Genomic DNA, 15,437 nt, shown 5'->3' on the forward strand with positions numbered 1-15,437 from the left:
ACGTTCCTGCTTGACTTACACATATCTCGGTGGTTATTGGTTTATAAATAGCCAGCGAGTTATCGATCACGATGCCACAGCCCCACGAGATCCTCTTTAAAACGCTTGCCGATCCGACGCGACGGGCCATCTTCGAGCGGCTGTGTCGCGACGGAGACCAGACCGTCGCGGCCCTGACCGCTCGGGCCGGCGTCTCGCAACCGGCCGTGTCAAAGCATCTTGGGGTGCTGAAGCAGGCCGGGTTGGTGCGCGACCGTCATGAAGGCCGCAACACGCATTATAGCGCGGAGCTCGGCGCCTTGGCGCCGCTGATAGACTGGACGAACCAAATGGCTGGGTTCTGGCGAAGCCGGTTCGACAACCTCGAAGATTTGCTCAAAAGGATGGACCAATGACCAATACTGAGACCAAAACGCGCGCCGTCGTCGTCGAACGGGAGGTCGCTTTTCCGCCGGAAAAGATCTGGCGCGCGCTCACGCAATCACACCTGATCGAGGAGTGGCTGATGAAGAACGATTTCAAGCCAGACGAGGGGCACCGTTTCAATCTTAGCGCGGACTGGGGCGCGGTCGACTGTCAGGTCCAGGCAGTCGAGCCCAACAAGACGCTGTCTTACACGTGGGATACCAAGGATCTCAAAAGTGTCGTCACGTGGACGCTCACCCCTACGAGCACGGGGACCCATCTGCGCATGGAGCAGTTGGGCTTCCGGCCGGATCAGCAGCAGTACTACCAGGGTGCCCAATACGGATGGCAGCGGTTCCTAGCGAACCTGGAGCAGGTCCTGGCGCGGATAGAGTAAGGCGTGCCGGCGCCAACGGGCATGGCCAACGAGACGTCATCAAATCAAACAAGCTTGCAAAGAAGGCTGGCGCCAAGCGGGTCACCCGATCCGCTTCAGCTCGTCTTCAGAGGAGGTGCTCATGAACTGGAACACGTGGATTCGGCAATTCCACCGCTGGCTGTCGATCATTTTTACGGCGGTCGTCGCTGCCATCTTCATCACCTTGGGCGTAGGTGTCGAGCCCGCCTACTGGGTGTACCTCATGCCGCTGATCCCGCTCGGCTTGCTCATGCTCAGCGGTCTCTACTTGTTCGCGTTGCCCTATGCCACGAGGTGGCGCAGCGGACGACGCACGGCGTAGAAGCCTGAGCACGGTGGACGACAAGACGCCCGCGAACCCACCCACAGCCGAAATTCCAACTGTGGCGCTACCCGAGTTCGGGTAGCTGTCCTGGCCGGTTCGCTTGACAATGGGGTAAGGCTGCGCGACGCCAGACGGGTGCGGCAAGTCGGGTTGGCATGGCGACAGTGGCAAAGACGCTGAACAGCATTTCGCGGCCGCGCTTCGGCGAAGGCGCCGCGTTCGGGACAAGGCTATGACCAAACCGCGCTCGCGCCGCGGCGGCGGCCGTCCGACGATTGCCGATGTCGCGCGTATGGCCGGCGTCGGCGCCATCACGGTTTCCCGCGCCTTGCGCGAGCCGGGGCGTGTTTCGGAGGATCTGCGCCGCCAGATCCAGGCGGCCGTCGATGAACTCGGCTATCTGCCCGACCCGAATGCGCGAGCATTGGCTTCGGCGCGCGCCGAGGTCTTTGGCGTGCTGGTGCCGTCGCTCACCAACAGCGTCTTTGCCGAAGTGCTGCGCGGCATCTATGACAGCCTGTCCGACAGTTCCTACCGCATCCAGCTCGGCAATACCCATTATTCCGGCCTCGAGGAGGAACGGCTGCTGCAGGTGTTCGGCCCGCAGCGCCCGGCGGCGCTGATCGTGGCGGGCATCGACCAGACGCCAACGTCGCGAAGACTGCTCGAGACGGCCGGCTGTCCGGTGGTGCAGGTCATGGAGACCGGGCCCGATCCGGTCGACATGATGGTCGGCTTCTCGCATTTCGACGGCGGCAAGGCGGCGACGGAGCACATGATCGAAACGGGCTATCGTCGCATCGGCTTCATCGGCGCGCGCATGGACCCACGCTCGCAGCGTCGACTGGCCGGCTATCGCGCGGCGATGGAGGCGGCCGGTCTGTTCGACGCGCGGCTGATCACCACCACGCCGGTGCCGTCCAGCGTGACGCTCGGGCGCGAACTGTTTCGTGACGCGCTGGCCAAGGTGCCGACGCTGGACGGAGTTTTCTGCAACAATGACGACATTGCGCTCGGCGTACTGTTCGAGTGCCACCGCGCCTCGATCGCCGTGCCGAAGACGATCGGCATCACAGGCTTCAACGATCTCGACATGATGGAAGTGGCTTTTCCATCCATCACCAGCGTCCGGACGCCTCGCTACGAGATCGGCCGGCTGTCGGTCGCGATGGCGCTCGCGGCGATTGCAGGCAAGCGGCCGCAAGAGCCGGTCGTCGACCTCGGCTTCGAGCTCAGGTGCCGCGAGAGCACTGCCCGCTGAAAGCACTTCCAGGCATCGCGAAATGACGCTTTACACGGCGTCATGGGTAGCGCTACCATCTGCCTTTGGGAGGAAGCACGCGGCAAAGACCGAAGTCTGTTTATTATATATAAGCGACAGCTCATGCTTGTTTATTATGTATAATATGATAGTTTTTACTTCGGTTAGCCGAGCGACAAGGGAGGAGATCGGGTCGGCATTCGGCCGCCTGAAAGGCGCGAGGGGCAAGGCGGGAGGTGCCGGGCCGGACGCGCGACATGCGTAAGAGCAATCAAAAACTGCAACTGGGAGGAATATCGATGTTCAAGTCACTTGTTGGTGGCATCGTTGCCGCCACTGCATTCGTCATGCTGAGCTCGTCGGCGCTCGCCGAAGCCGAAATCGTCAAAGGCCCGTCCGCCGAGCCGGACTGCTTCGCGCCGTGGGCGGCCGACACGCAGTTCTTCAAGTTCCCCAAGAAGGAAGGCCCGTACCGCATCGCGCTCGCCAATGGCTACATCGCCAACACCTGGCGCATCCAGATGGTGCAGACGGCGAAGGCCTATGCGGCGCAGCCGGAGGTCGCGGCGAAACTGAAGGAATTCAAGGTCGTGTCGACCGGCGAAGATGTGCCGGCGCAGATTTCGGCGATCAACAACTTCATCGATTCCGGTTATGACGCGATCGTCGTCAACGCGCAGAATCCGACAGCGTTCGGACCGGTCATCAAGCGCGCCAAGGAAGCCGGCGTCGTGCTGGTCGCCTTCGACAACATTCTCGACACCAAGGACGCCATCAACGTCAATGTCGACCAGAAAGGCCTTGGCGAGTTGTGGGCCAACTGGCTGGTCAAGCATGTGCCCAATGGTGGCAAGATCCTTGAGGTGCGCGGCGTTGCCGGCACGTCGGTCGACACCGACCGCCATAACGGCATCCACGAGGTTTTCAACGCTTCCGGCAAGAAGTGGGAGGTCACCGAAGTCATCGGCAAATGGGACGATGGCGTGGCGCAAAAGGCTACGGCCGACGCGATCGCCACCAACGGTCCCTTCGACGGCATCACCGGGCAGGGCGGCGACACCGGCATCGTTCAGGCGATGATCGATGCCAAGCATCCGTTCGTGCCGTTCGGCGGCGAAACGGAGAATGGCTTTCGCAAATTCTGCGCGAAGTTTGCCGCAGAGGGGCTGAAATGCTCGTCGGCCGGAACCGGCCCGGCCCAGGTAGCGGTCGCCATCAAGACGGCGATTGCCGCGCTCGAAGGCCAGGTCGTCCCGCAAGCGGTGAAGCTGCCGCTGGCGATCGTCGAGGATCCGAACTTCAAGGAAGGCGAGGACTATTTCCCCGACCAATCCGACAATTTCTTCGTCGGCAACTCCTTCCCGACCTGCGGCATCAACTTCACCGCGCAGGAAATCATGGGCCAGAGCAAGGAAAACCAGTAGACTGTCGCTCGGCGTCGCGGGATATCCCGCGGCGCCGGTCCTAACGAACAAGCGCCTTGGGAGGGGCCGATGGACGGTGCGGTTCCGCTCTTCCGCATGGAGGGCATATCCAAGCGCTATGGCGGTGTGCGGGCGCTGGAAAAGGCCGAGCTTTCGGTTACACCAGGCAGCATTCACGCCATTCTCGGCGAAAACGGCGCCGGCAAATCGACGCTGATCAAGGTCATGGCCGGCGTCGTCGCGCCTGACGAAGGCCGCATGATGCTGGACGGAAGCGAAGTGACCTTCGCGTCGCCGGCCGCGGCCAACCAGGCCGGCATCGTCTGCATCTTCCAGGAACTGTCGCTCGTCCCCGAACTCAGCGTCGCCGACAACATCGTCATTTCCGATCCCCCCAGGCGTTTCGGCATGATCGACCGCAAGGCGCAGCGCCGCATAGCAGAAGAGGCCCTCGCTCGCGCCGGCGCTGCCGACATCCATCCGCTGGCGCTGGTCAAGGATCTTCCTCTTTCAAGAAGGCAGATGGTCGAGATCGCCAAGGCGCTGGCACGCAAGCCGCGCATCCTGATCCTCGACGAGGCGACCTCGGCGCTCACCGCGGCCGACGTCGCGAAGATTTTCGGCGTCTTGAAGCGGCTGCGCTCGGAAGGGCTGGCGCTGCTCTACATCTCGCATCGGATGAACGAGATCGCCGAGCTAGCCGACCAGTGCACGGTGTTCCGCAACGGCCGCAACGTCGCCAGCTACGCGGCAGGCACGAAGAGCGACAATGAAGTCGTCGAGCTGATGATCGGCCGCGAATACAGCCATATTTTCCCAACGAAGCCGGTGCGCGCGCCGGCTATCACCGCTCCGGTACTGGAGGCGCGAAAACTGTCCTGGACCGACAGGCTGGACAATATCTCGCTCACGGTCGACGCAGGCGAGGTCGTCGGCCTCGGCGGCCTCGATGGCCAGGGCCAACGTGAATTGCTGCTGGCCTTCTTCGGCGTGCTGCGCGGCCTCAGCGGCCAGATATTGATCGATGGCAAGCCGATGGCGATCGCCAGCCCGGCCAAGGCGCGGGATGACCGGGTCGGCATGGCGCTGATCCCGGAGGATCGCAAGACGGAAGGTCTGATGCTGCCTATGACGGTGCGCGAAAACCTCTCCTTCGCCGCGCTCGACCGGCTGTCCAGGGCCGGCATCATCGACCGTGCCGCCGAGCAGCGGCTGATCGACGACATGGTGGGTCTGCTGGCGATCAAGACGGCAGGCCTCGACATTCCGGTCGGCGCACTGTCCGGCGGCAACCAGCAGAAGGTCGTCATCGCCAAATGGCTGATGCGGCAGCCGCGCATCATCCTGCTCAACGACCCGACGCGGGGCATCGATGTGGGCACCAAGCAGGAACTGTATCAGCTGATGCGCAAGCTTGCCGACCAAGGCGCGGCGATCCTGTTTTACTCGACCGACTATGACGAACTGATCGGCTGCTGCGACCGGGTGCTGGTGCTCTATGACGGGGCAGTCAAGCGCGAACTGGTCGGCGCCGAGATCACCGAGCGGGCGCTGATTGCCAGCGCGCTCAACATCCATGGCGAAGAGATGCCTGTTAGAGGCATGGCGAAGACGCCAGCCCGAGGAGCGGACGCGTGAAGGATTGGCGCTATTGGCTTGCCGAACAACGCGGAACGCTGCTGGCGTTCGGCATCTTCATCGTGATGTTTACGATCTACACCTCGAACCATCCGGCCGGCTTTACCGCCAATGTCGTTCAGACGGCTTCGAACAAGGGCGTGCTGCTTGCCTTCGTCGCCATGGCGCAGACGCTGGTGGTGATCACCGCCGGCATCGACCTTTCCGTCGGCATGATCTTCCTGCTGACCAACTGCCTGGCCTCATGGCTGGTCATCGGCACCGGCATCGAGACCGCGCTCGGCGTCGTCGCGGTGCTCGGCACCGGGCTGCTGTGCGGGGCGATCAACGGCGCCATCGTCATCTACGGACGGCTGCAGCCGATCGTCACAACGATCGCCACCGGCGCGGTCTATTTCGGCATTGCGCTGCTTTTGAGACCCTTCCCGGGCGGCTCGGTCAACGAGGATCTCGCCGACGCGATGACCGGGCGGCTGTTCGGCGTGGTGCCGGCGAGCCTGGTGGTGCTGCTGGCCGTCGTGCTCGTCGTCTGGGTGCCGTTCAGCCGGTCGGTGCTCGGCCGCGCGGCCTATGCTGCGGGATCGTCGGAGATGGCGGCCTACATGTCCGGCGTGCCGATCCGCCGCGGCAAGTTTGCCGCCTATGCGCTGGCCGGCCTGCTGGCCGCGATCGGCGGGCTGTTCCTGACCTTCTTCACCTATACGGGCGAGGCGGCCTATGCCAGTGGCAATGCCTATACGCTGTTCTCGATCGCCGCCGTGGTGCTTGGCGGCGTCTCACTGTTCGGCGGCAAGGGCAGCGCCATCGGCGCGATTTTCGGGGCGCTCGCCTTCCGCACCATCGGCGACCTGCTCTTCGTTTTCGATTTCGATCCGCTCTGGCAGCCGCTGTTCCAGGGCGTCATCCTGCTGATCGCGGTCAGCCTCGGCGCCTTCGCCCTGTTCAGGGTCCGCAACCGGCTGGAGTGGTTCCTGTGAGCGAAACGACCGTTGGTGGCATCGCTGGCCGCATGCCGAAATTCATCCGCCGCGCCGACCCCGCGGTGCTGACCGCCTTTGCCTGCATCGTGCTGCTGCTGTTTGTGGGCAGCCTCTATTCGCGCAGCTTCCTGTCGCCGGAATATCTGCTGCAGCAGCTCAAGGTGGCCTCGTTTCTCGGCGTCATCGCCACCGGCATGATGCTGGTCATCCTGCTCGGCCAGATCGACCTGTCGGTGCCGTGGTCGGTGGCGGCGGGCGCGATGATGGCCTGTGCGGCGGCCGCCTACGGCCCGGTTGGCGTGGCGCTGGCGATCCCGTTCGGCATTTTCTGCGGTGTCGCGATCGGCATCGTCAACGGCATCGGCGTAGCTTACCTGCGCATTCCCTCGATGATCATCACGCTCGCCACCAATGCCGTCGCGCAAGGGCTGATGGTGGTCTATACGGGCGGTTTCTCGCCGCAGGATTCGGCAACCCCGGCGATGCGCTATCTGGCGACCGGCTTTGCCATTCCGGGCGTGCCCAACGCGGTCGTCATCTGGGCGCTGATCGGTGCTGCGATGGTTTTCGTGCTGACCCGCACCGGCTTCGGCCGCACGGTCTACGGCATCGGCAACCGCGAGCGAGCCGCCTACCTCTCCGGCATCGACACGCGGCGCGTGGTGCTGATCGCCTTCGCCGTGTCCGGCGGGCTCTCCGCCTTCGGCGGCGTGCTTCTGGCCGGCTATGCCTCCAAGGCGGCGCAGTCGATGGGCGACGCCTATCTCCTGCCGTCGATCGCAGCGGTCGTGCTTGGCGGCACCTCGATCCTCGGCGGCCGCGGCTCCTATCTCGGCACGGTCGCTGGCGTCATCCTGATCACGCTTTTGCAATCCATTCTTTCGGTCATGCAGATGCCGGAGGCGGGCCGGCAGATCATCTACGGCGTCGTCATCGTCGCCATGCTCCTGCTTTACGGCCGCGCGCCGGCCAGCCGCTAACCCGCATCGTGGACGAAAAGGCACAAATGCAGAGGGATGCCGTCCGGTCCGCACCGGCCGTCGTGGTGATGGGCGTCGCCGGTTGTGGCAAGTCGGCCGTCGGCGAAGCGCTGGCCGCAGCGTTGGGTGCCATCTTCGTCGAGGGCGACCGGCTGCATCCGCCGGAAAACGTCGCGCGTATGGCAAGAGGCGAGCCGCTGACCGATGCATTGCGCGAAGGCTGGCTCGACGCGATCGGCCGGCGCATTGCGGGATCGATCGGCGAAGGGCAAGGCGTGGTCGCCGCCTGTTCGGCGCTGAAGCGCAGCTACCGCGAACGTCTGCGCGGCTTTTGCCAAGACATCGTTTTCCTCTATCTGGAAATCGATCCCGCGACCGCAAAGCAGCGTGTCGGCTCCCGCCAGGGCCATTTCATGCCGGCAAGCCTGGTCGACAGCCAGTTCGCCACGCTCGAAGCGCCGGCAGCCGACGAGAACGCATTGACGCTCGATGCGACGCGCCCGGTCGCCGACATCGTCGGCGATATCTTGAGCCTGTTTGAGGCGAATTCATGAGTCGGCTTCGCCGGCGCGGATCCCGCTTTAGCGGCGGCTGATCAGATCTGCGACGTCAGTTCGACTGGAAAATCGTCATTGTCGGCGTCGCGCATCGCGGCGAGGCTGCGATTGTCCAGCACCTCGGCGATCGCCTGGCGCACCTCCAGCATCATGTTCCGGACCTGGCATGTCGCTTCGTCGCAATCCTCGCAGCGCTGATATTGGGTGCGGCTGGCGCAAGGGATTGGCGCCAGCGGCCCGTCGAGGACACGCACGACATGGCCGATCTTGATCTCGGAGGCCGGCCGGGCGAGGCGATAGCCGCCTTCCTTGCCCTTGCGGCTCTGGACGAAGCCGGCATTGCGCAATTCGCCCAGAATGGCATCCAGGAATTTCTTCGGGATGTTGTTGGCGACGGCAATGTCGTTGACGAATGCGAGCTGGCCGACCGGCAAGCCTGACAGATGCACGAGGGCCTTGAGGCCGTATTTGCCTTTTTTGGTAAGCATGCCCGATTCAGTTCATGAAAACCCCAACCGCCCCGCATCTGGCGGTTGTTTGTGTGTAAATCATGACGTTTTGGTCGCGCGATGCAGTTTCGCGAAAACAAGCCGTCTGATGGAACGGTAGGCACAAACACGTTGATTCTTCGTGACGTTTTGGATGGTCCGCCCCGAAAATGCGCGAAATCACCTTTCCGGACCGCGAAAACGAAGAAGGCCGGCAAAAGCCGGCTTTCTTATCACGTTCGAAGATTGCTTGCTTCAGCGGCTACCATAGGTCTGGTCGAGCAGTCCGCCGGCTGCGAAATGCTCGACCTTGACCTTGGCCCAGCCGCCGAAGACGTCCTCCACCGTCAGCAGGCGGACATCGGGAAACTCGGCCTTGTATTTGGCGGCGACCGCCGCGTCGCGAGTCCGCAGGCCGTTGCGGGCGGCGATGTCCTGGCCCTGCGGCGTGTAGAGGAAGTCGAGATAGGTCTTGGCGAGGTCACGCGTGCCATGCTCGTCGGCGACCGTATCGACGATCGCCACCGGAAACTCCGCCAGCAGGCTGACCGAGGGTGTCACCTGCTCGAACTTGTCATCGCCATACTCCCTGCGGACGCCGCGCGTTTCCGACTCGAAGGTGATCAGCACGTCGCCGATCTCGCGCTGCACGAAGGTGGTGGTGGCGGCGCGTCCGCCGGAGTCGAAGATCGGGACGTTGTTGAACAACTTGGTGACGAATTCCTTCACCTTGGCGTCGTCGTCCTTGAAGGCCTCCTTGGCGTAGGCGGTGGCCGCCAGATAGGTGTAGCGCGCATTGCCGGACGTTTTCGGGTTGGGGAAGATCACCTGGACGTCGTCGCGCACGAGATCGTTCCAATCCTTGATGTTTTTCGGATTGCCGGCGCGCACCAAAAAGGACGGCAGCGAATAGAAAGGCGAGGCGTTGTCGGGGAAGTCCTTCTGCCAGTCGGCGGAGATAAGACCCTTCGAGACCAGGAAGTCGATGTCGATGACCTGGTTGAAGGTGACGACATCGGCGCCGAGGCCCTCGGCAATGGCGCGCGCTTGCGCCGACGTCCCGGCATGCGACTGATCGATGGCCACGCCGGGGTGCTCTGATATGAAGGCCTTGTTGACCTGCGCAAACAATTCGCGGCCTACATCATAGGACGCATTCAGCAGTCTGTCGGCCGACCAGGCTTGGGAGGATGCCAGGAACAGGCCGGTCAATGTGGCGACGCCAAGCAAAAATCGCTTCATGAAAACAGGCCTCCAACGCAGTGCGCTTATTACCCAACCATAGCGGCAAGGCATGATGGGCGACGAGACACGTAGAGTGGCTTCGCCACATCATCGCGAGAAAAATGTTCCCATTCCGGGCCGTCGCTAGGATTTTCTTTCAAGCAGGGTGTTCGAGGCTCACCTGGGCAGCGGTGCCCGGTCGGCCCTTGTGCTGGCAGGACGATTGCGTCATGGCGTAATCGGGCATATACAAATGGTATATACAAAGGAGCCGTCGCCATGCCCCAGCGCCGCCATTCTACAACGCCACCGAAAGAGGCGAAGCTGTTTCGTAACAATCGCAGCCAAGCGGTGCGCATTCCTGTCGAGTTCGAGCTCCCCGGCGAAAAGGTCTTGATCAGCCGTGAAGGCGACCGCTTGGTCATCGAGCCGGTCCGCAAACCTGGCCTCACGGGGCTGCTCGCGCAATGGGCGAAAGAGCCGCGGCTCGGTCCCGAGGAGGACTTCCCCGAGATCGACGATATGCCTGTCAAATCCGAGGATTTTTTTAAATGAGGTTCATGCTGGACACGAACATTATCAGCGACATGATCCGAAACCCGGCAGGCAGAGCCGCCAGCGCCATCCTGCGCGTGGGAGACGCCGCCGTGTGTACCAGCATCGTCGTCGCCTCGGAACTGCGATATGGCTGCGTCAGGAAAGGATCGGTCATGCTCAAGAAAGTCGAGGAATTGCTGGCTGAGATTCCTGTCTTGCCGCTCGATGTGCCGGTGGATGTCGAGTACGGCGCGATTCGCGCCGAGTTGGAACGCATCGGCCAGACCATTGGCCAAAACGACCTTTTTATTGCTGCCCACGCCTACGCACTGGGCACTACCCTGGTGACGGCCAACACGGCAGAGTTCAACCGGATCAAAGGCCTGAAGGTCGAGAACTGGCTGGTGTAGGCCGGATAGAGGATCAAGCAGTCGGAAAAAGCTTCCAGCGCCGCGGCCTGAACGCCACCCGGCTTTTCTGCGCCGCCGGATGGTCGACGGGCAGCTCGATCTCGACCCGCTGACGCTCGCCGCCGATTTCTAGCTCCACCCGTCTGGTGCCGGCGACGCGGCGGCTGGCGGCGACCGTGCCGGCGATGCAGCCATTGCATTCGTCCACCAGTTCGACATCGTGCGGACGGAAGAACAGCGTCGCTTCGCCTTGCGGTGCATGCGGCGCGGACAGCCCGATCGGGCGGTCGGCGATCCAGACCTGACCGTCTTCGACCTTGACGGGAAGCGCGCTCGATTCACCGATGAAGCCGTAGACGAACGGCGAGTTCGGCGTGTCGTAGATTTCATCGGCGGTACCGACCTGCTCGATGCTGCCCTGGCTCATCACCACGACGCGGTCGGCAAGCTCGAGCGCCTCTTCCTGGTCATGGGTGACGAAGACCGTAGTGTGGCCGGTGGCGTCGTGGATTTCGCGCAGCCAGCGGCGCAACTCGCGGCGGACCTGGGCATCGAGCGCGCCGAACGGCTCGTCGAGCAAAAGCACGGCCGGTTCGATCGCCATGGCGCGGGCAAGCGCCACACGCTGGCGCTGGCCGCCGGAAAGCTGCGCCGGATAGCGTTTCTCCAAGCCGGAAAGCTGGACGAGGTCGAGAAGCTCTGAGGCACGGCGGCGGATGTCCTGCGCCGACGGCCGTGACGGCCCGTGCCGAACTTTTAAGCCGAAGCCGATATTGTCGGCCACCGTCATATGGCGAAACAGCGCATAATGCTGGAAAACGAAGCCGACATTGCGCTCCTGGATCGACTTTTGCGACGCATCCTCCTCGCCGAAGAAGATCTTTCCTTTCGTCGGCCGCTCCAGCCCGGCTATCAGCCTGAGCAGCGTTGTCTTGCCGGAGCCGGAAGGCCCGAGCAGCGCGATCAACTCGCCGGACTTGATGTCGAGCGAAACGTCGTGGAGGGCCGGAAACCGTTCAAACTCCTTGCGCACGTTGGCAACGCGAACTTCCATCAACCGTCCCTTTTTCAGTGTCCGCGCGTCGCGGCGATCTCGGCGCCGTAGCGCATTTCGAGAAGTGTTTTCAAGACCAGCGTGACGAGCGCCAGGCCCGCAAGCAGCGAGGCGACGGCGAAGGCGGCGGCAGCATTGTACTCGTTATAGAGGATTTCGACATGCAGCGGCATGGTGTTGGTCAGCCCGCGTATGTGGCCCGACACCACCGACACCGCGCCGAACTCGCCCATGGCGCGGGCATTGCACAACAAGACGCCGTAGAGCAGCCCCCATTTGACGTTGGGCAGCGTCACGTACCAGAACGCCTGCCAGCCATTGGCGCCGAGCGACAGCGCCGCCTCCTCGTCGCCATTGCCCTGTTCCTGCATCAAGGGGATCAGTTCGCGGGCGACGAAGGGAAAGGTGACGAAGATGGTGGCGAGCACGATGCCCGGCACGGCAAAGAGGATGACGATGCCATGCGACTTCAGCCAGGCGCCGAGCAGGCCTTGCGCGCCGAACAACAGCACATAGACCAGCCCGGAAATGACCGGCGAGACCGAAAACGGCAGGTCGATGAGCGTGGTTAGGAAGGCCTTGCCCTTGAACTCGAACTTGGCGATCGCCCAGGCGGCGGAGATGCCGAAGACGATGTTGAGCGGCACCGAGATCGCCGCCACCAGCAGCGTCAGGTGGATCGCCGAGCGCGTGTCGAGGTTGGTCAGCGCCTCCGTATAGGCACTGAGGCCCTTTGCGAAGGCTTCGTTGAAGACGACGATCAGCGGCAACAGCAGGAAAATGCCGAGGAAGGCAAAGGTCACGATCATCAGCACGGCTTTCGCCGGGCGGCTTTCGGTTACTGCCGCCGACTGGCTTTCGTGGTGCGGTGTGTAGGATTTGATCTCCGGATCAGCCATAGCGCTTGCGGCTCCACGTCTGCACCAGATTGATGACCAGAAGCATCACGAACGACAAAGCGAGCATGATCGCCGCGATCGCGGTCGCCGCCGCATAATTGTATTCCTCCAGCCGGATGACGATCAAAAGCGGCGCGATCTCGGATTTGTAGGGCAGATTGCCGGCGATGAAGATGACGGAGCCATACTCGCCGACACCGCGCGCGAAAGCCAGCGCAAAACCGGTGACGATGGCCGGCGCCAGGCCCGGAAGCAGAACCCGGGCGATGGTCTGGAAGCGATTGGCGCCGAGCGTGGCAGCCACTTCCTCCACCTCCTTGTCGATCTCCTCCATAATCGGCTGGACGGTGCGCACGACGAAGGGCAGGCCGATGAAGATCAGCGCGATGACGATGCCGAGCGGCGTGTAGGCGACCTTGATGCCGAGCGGCGCCAGCAGGCTGCCGAGCCAGCCATTCGGCGCGTAGAGCGTGGTCAGTGCGATGCCGGCAACCGCCGTCGGCAGCGCGAAGGGCAGGTCGACCATGGCATCGACGATTCGCCGGCCAGGAAAGCTGTAGCGCACCAGCACCCAGGCGACGATCGTGCCGAAGACGACATTGACCGCGGCGGCAAAGAAGGCGGTGCCGAAGCTGATTTCAAGCGCATTGATGGTGCGGCGGTCGGTGGCGATCGCCCAGAAATCGGCCCAGCCAAGCGCGGCCGATCGCCAGATCAGCCCCGACAGGGGAATGAGGATGATGAGCGTGAGGTAGGCAAGCGAGAAGCCGAGCGTCAATCCGAAACCCGGAATGACGCTCGGCTGTCTGAACCGCCACCCCGCCTTGGCGGGTGCTGTGGTCATGTCGTCCTGATCTAGAATCTAGCTTACTGGGTCTACTGGGCCGGCTTGTAGATCTGGTCGAATATACCACCGTCGCCGAAATGGTAAGGCTGTGCTTTCTTCCAACCGCCAAAAAGCGGATCGTCGATGGTAATCAGCTTGATCTCAGGCAGTTTGGCGAGGTCCTCCGCCGGTACCAAATCGGGCTTCGACGGGCGATAGTGGTTCTTGGCGATCAGCGTCTGGCCTTCCTTGGAGTAGAGATAGCCTAGATAGGCTTCAGCGACTTTTCGCGTGCCCTTGGCATCGACATTAGCGTCGACCACGGCGACCGGCGGCTCGGCCAGGATCGAGGTCGGCGGGTAGACGATATCGAAATTGTCGGCACCGAATTCGTCGAGCGCCAGATAGGCCTCGTTTTCCCAGGCCAGCAACACGTCGCCCAGGCCTTTTTGCGCGAAAGTCACGGTCGCACCGCGCGCACCGGTGTCGAGCACCGGAACATGGGCGTACAGGTTGCCGACGAATTCCTTGGTCTTGGCCTCGTCACCGCCATCCTTGGCGTTGGCGTAGGCCCAGGCGGCGAGATAGTTCCAGCGCGCGCCGCCCGAGGTCTTGGGGTTCGGCGTGATCACCTGGACGTCGTCCTTGACCAGATCGCCCCAGTCCTGGATGCCCTTCGGGTTGCCTTTGCGGACGAGGAAGATGATGGTCGAGGTGTAAGGCGCCGAGTTGTTCTCGAACTTGGTCCGCCAGTCGGGATTGATCGTCTTCGATTTCTCCACGATGGCGTTGATGTCGCCTTCGAGCGCCAGTGTCACCACGTCGGCTCCGAGGCCGTCGATCACGGCGCGGGCCTGCGCGCCCGACCCGCCGTGCGACTGCTGGACGGTTACCGTCTCACCGGTCTCGGCCTTCCAGTGGGCGGCGAAGGCCTCGTCGAATTGCTTGTACAGCTCACGCGTCGGGTCATAGGACACGTTGAGGATGGTGGTATCGGCAAACGCGAAACCGAGCGTGCCGAACTGGACAGATGTGGCAACCAGTGCGCCGAGCAGTTTCCTGAAACGAGGATTGGTCATTTCCGCCTCCGTTGAGATCACCTCAATCTACTGAATTGGTAGAAATTAGATGCAATCAATGTTGCTTTTTTTGGCCTTGTGAAGCAATTTTTCGCCGACCTTTGGCCTCATGAGGAAATTCTTTCCTCGCAACGCTGCGGTGCGGATTCGGGCTCATGAAGCGATCTATCTAGAGACATGTCGCGTCTCGGCAATGGCTGGATGTGGTGCGAGCGCGAATTGCCCTTCGCAGCGGCCAGCGTTTAGTCGGCGGTCACGGGAAAATCGAAGCGCTGCTTTGGAAATGGCTCGTTTTCCAGCGTGAAGTGCCACCATTCGCGCGCATAATTCCTGAAGCCGCCGGCGCGCATGGCCTCGACAAGCCTCTTGCGATTTGCGGTTGCTTCCCCGGCGAGCGGACGGTGCGCCGTTTCGCTCATCGGGTCGAAACAGTCGAAGCCGGTGCCGAAATCGAGCGTATCGGCATTGGGCGCGCCGCAGGCCTGTTTTGGAGCGGTGTTGCGGTCGGCTCGCGCGATGGCGACATCGACGGTCGAGCCGCGCGAATGCGTCGACAGTTCGCCGACATAGCCTTTGGCGATGAGGTCCTTGCGCTTGACCGTCGGATACCATTGCGGGTCGGGTGGTCCGCCTTCCCCAGTCCATTCGCCCATGTCGGAGACGGCGCGCGCCGGGCGGTAGCAGTCGAACACGACCAGCGTCAGCCCCTCGGCGGCAATCGCTTTCTGGACTCCCGAAAGCGCTTCCGCCGCTCGCCCGGTGAGGATGCATACCGGCGCGTCGTAGCCGGCTGCCTTGCGGTGCAGGAAATTATCTGTGCGGGCGTAGCGGATGTCCTGCCGGATGGTGCGATCGATGTCGGCCAGCCGAACGAAGCCGGCGGGGAGGTCTGCGGACAAGACAGGGGCGGTACCGGCAGCCGACAGCAGGGC

The 15,437-nt window shown here is 62.8% G+C and carries 18 protein-coding genes; 11 read left to right on the forward strand and 7 right to left on the reverse strand.

The features are described 5' to 3' along the window. The first annotated feature begins 71 nt into the window (after positions 1-71). The 9 genes from AC0L14_RS23285 to AC0L14_RS23325 all read left to right on the forward strand — a co-directional run bounded on the left by AC0L14_RS23285 (position 72) and on the right by AC0L14_RS23325 (position 7,985). Positions 72-395, forward strand: coding sequence for an ArsR/SmtB family transcription factor (locus AC0L14_RS23285; protein WP_473485163.1), 324 nt, complete (start codon positions 72-74; stop codon positions 393-395). Further along, positions 392-802, forward strand: a complete 411-nt coding sequence (locus AC0L14_RS23290; protein ID WP_473485164.1) for an SRPBCC family protein — start codon at positions 392-394, stop codon at positions 800-802. The genes AC0L14_RS23285 and AC0L14_RS23290 overlap by 4 nt, the downstream gene beginning before the upstream one ends. Before the next feature lie 121 nt (positions 803-923). Further along, positions 924-1,145, forward strand: coding sequence for a hypothetical protein (locus AC0L14_RS23295; RefSeq protein WP_027154326.1), 222 nt, complete (start codon positions 924-926; stop codon positions 1,143-1,145). 235 nt (positions 1,146-1,380) lie between these two features. Beyond that, positions 1,381-2,409: an HTH-type transcriptional regulator GntR gene (gene gntR, locus AC0L14_RS23300; protein WP_473485165.1), complete on the forward strand. Its 1,029-nt coding sequence runs from the start codon at positions 1,381-1,383 to the stop codon at positions 2,407-2,409. Positions 2,410-2,708: 299 nt separating this feature from the next. Continuing rightward, on the forward strand, positions 2,709-3,833 hold the full coding sequence (locus AC0L14_RS23305; RefSeq protein ID WP_123152034.1) for a sugar ABC transporter substrate-binding protein: 1,125 nt from the start codon (positions 2,709-2,711) through the stop codon (positions 3,831-3,833). A gap of 69 nt (positions 3,834-3,902) precedes the next feature. Beyond that, positions 3,903-5,471, forward strand: coding sequence for a sugar ABC transporter ATP-binding protein (locus AC0L14_RS23310; RefSeq protein WP_473485166.1), 1,569 nt, complete (start codon positions 3,903-3,905; stop codon positions 5,469-5,471). Next, on the forward strand, positions 5,468-6,448 hold the full coding sequence (locus AC0L14_RS23315; protein WP_352960493.1) for an ABC transporter permease: 981 nt from the start codon (positions 5,468-5,470) through the stop codon (positions 6,446-6,448). The genes AC0L14_RS23310 and AC0L14_RS23315 overlap by 4 nt, the downstream gene beginning before the upstream one ends. Beyond that, positions 6,445-7,431, forward strand: a complete 987-nt coding sequence (locus AC0L14_RS23320) for an ABC transporter permease (RefSeq protein ID WP_095493095.1) — start codon at positions 6,445-6,447, stop codon at positions 7,429-7,431. Before AC0L14_RS23315 ends, AC0L14_RS23320 begins: the two co-directional genes overlap by 4 nt. 26 nt (positions 7,432-7,457) lie before the next feature. Then, a complete protein-coding gene (locus AC0L14_RS23325; protein ID WP_473750878.1) occupies positions 7,458-7,985 on the forward strand; it encodes a gluconokinase in 528 nt (175 codons plus the stop codon). 41 nt (positions 7,986-8,026) lie between these two features. On the opposite strand, the gene AC0L14_RS23330 is transcribed toward AC0L14_RS23325, so the two are convergent. Together AC0L14_RS23330 and AC0L14_RS23335 are read right to left on the reverse strand one after the other, a co-directional pair. Next, positions 8,027-8,476 carry an RrF2 family transcriptional regulator gene (locus AC0L14_RS23330; protein WP_029351604.1) on the reverse strand — a complete coding sequence of 150 codons (450 nt, stop codon included), beginning with the start codon at positions 8,474-8,476 and terminating at the stop codon, positions 8,027-8,029. A 255-nt stretch (positions 8,477-8,731) separates the two neighbouring features. Continuing rightward, complete coding sequence (locus AC0L14_RS23335; protein ID WP_473750879.1) at positions 8,732-9,718, reverse strand: sulfate ABC transporter substrate-binding protein; 987 nt, start codon at positions 9,716-9,718, stop codon at positions 8,732-8,734. 261 nt (positions 9,719-9,979) lie between these two features. Here AC0L14_RS23335 and AC0L14_RS23340 point away from each other — a divergent pair, with 261 nt between their 5' ends. Together AC0L14_RS23340 and AC0L14_RS23345 are read left to right on the forward strand one after the other, a co-directional pair. Continuing rightward, positions 9,980-10,255, forward strand: coding sequence for an antitoxin (locus AC0L14_RS23340; protein ID WP_123152028.1), 276 nt, complete (start codon positions 9,980-9,982; stop codon positions 10,253-10,255). Continuing rightward, a complete protein-coding gene (locus AC0L14_RS23345) occupies positions 10,252-10,647 on the forward strand; it encodes a PIN domain-containing protein (protein ID WP_473636599.1) in 396 nt (131 codons plus the stop codon). Before AC0L14_RS23340 ends, AC0L14_RS23345 begins: the two co-directional genes overlap by 4 nt. Positions 10,648-10,660: 13 nt before the next feature. Here AC0L14_RS23345 and AC0L14_RS23350 read toward each other — a convergent pair whose 3' ends face one another. From AC0L14_RS23350 to AC0L14_RS23370, 5 genes are all read right to left on the reverse strand, one after another. Next, entirely contained in the window at positions 10,661-11,701 is a 1,041-nt protein-coding gene (locus tag AC0L14_RS23350) for a sulfate/molybdate ABC transporter ATP-binding protein (RefSeq protein WP_473750880.1), read from the reverse strand. Positions 11,702-11,715: 14 nt separating this feature from the next. Continuing rightward, positions 11,716-12,600, reverse strand: a complete 885-nt coding sequence (gene cysW, locus AC0L14_RS23355) for a sulfate ABC transporter permease subunit CysW (RefSeq protein WP_473485171.1) — start codon at positions 12,598-12,600, stop codon at positions 11,716-11,718. Further along, positions 12,593-13,444: a sulfate ABC transporter permease subunit CysT gene (gene cysT / locus AC0L14_RS23360; RefSeq protein ID WP_123152024.1), complete on the reverse strand. Its 852-nt coding sequence runs from the start codon at positions 13,442-13,444 to the stop codon at positions 12,593-12,595. The genes cysW and cysT overlap by 8 nt, the downstream gene beginning before the upstream one ends. 32 nt (positions 13,445-13,476) lie before the next feature. Beyond that, the gene (locus tag AC0L14_RS23365) at positions 13,477-14,505 is read right to left on the reverse strand and encodes a sulfate ABC transporter substrate-binding protein (RefSeq protein ID WP_473750881.1); all 1,029 of its coding nucleotides are present in this window, start codon (positions 14,503-14,505) and stop codon (positions 13,477-13,479) included. Between the two features lie 242 nt (positions 14,506-14,747). Further along, positions 14,748-15,404 (reverse strand): M15 family metallopeptidase, encoded by a 657-nt coding sequence (locus tag AC0L14_RS23370; protein WP_473526528.1) that lies wholly within the window; start codon positions 15,402-15,404, stop codon positions 14,748-14,750. Positions 15,405-15,437 lie beyond the last annotated feature (33 nt).

It is taken from the genome of Mesorhizobium sp. WSM4841 (assembly GCF_055811515.1).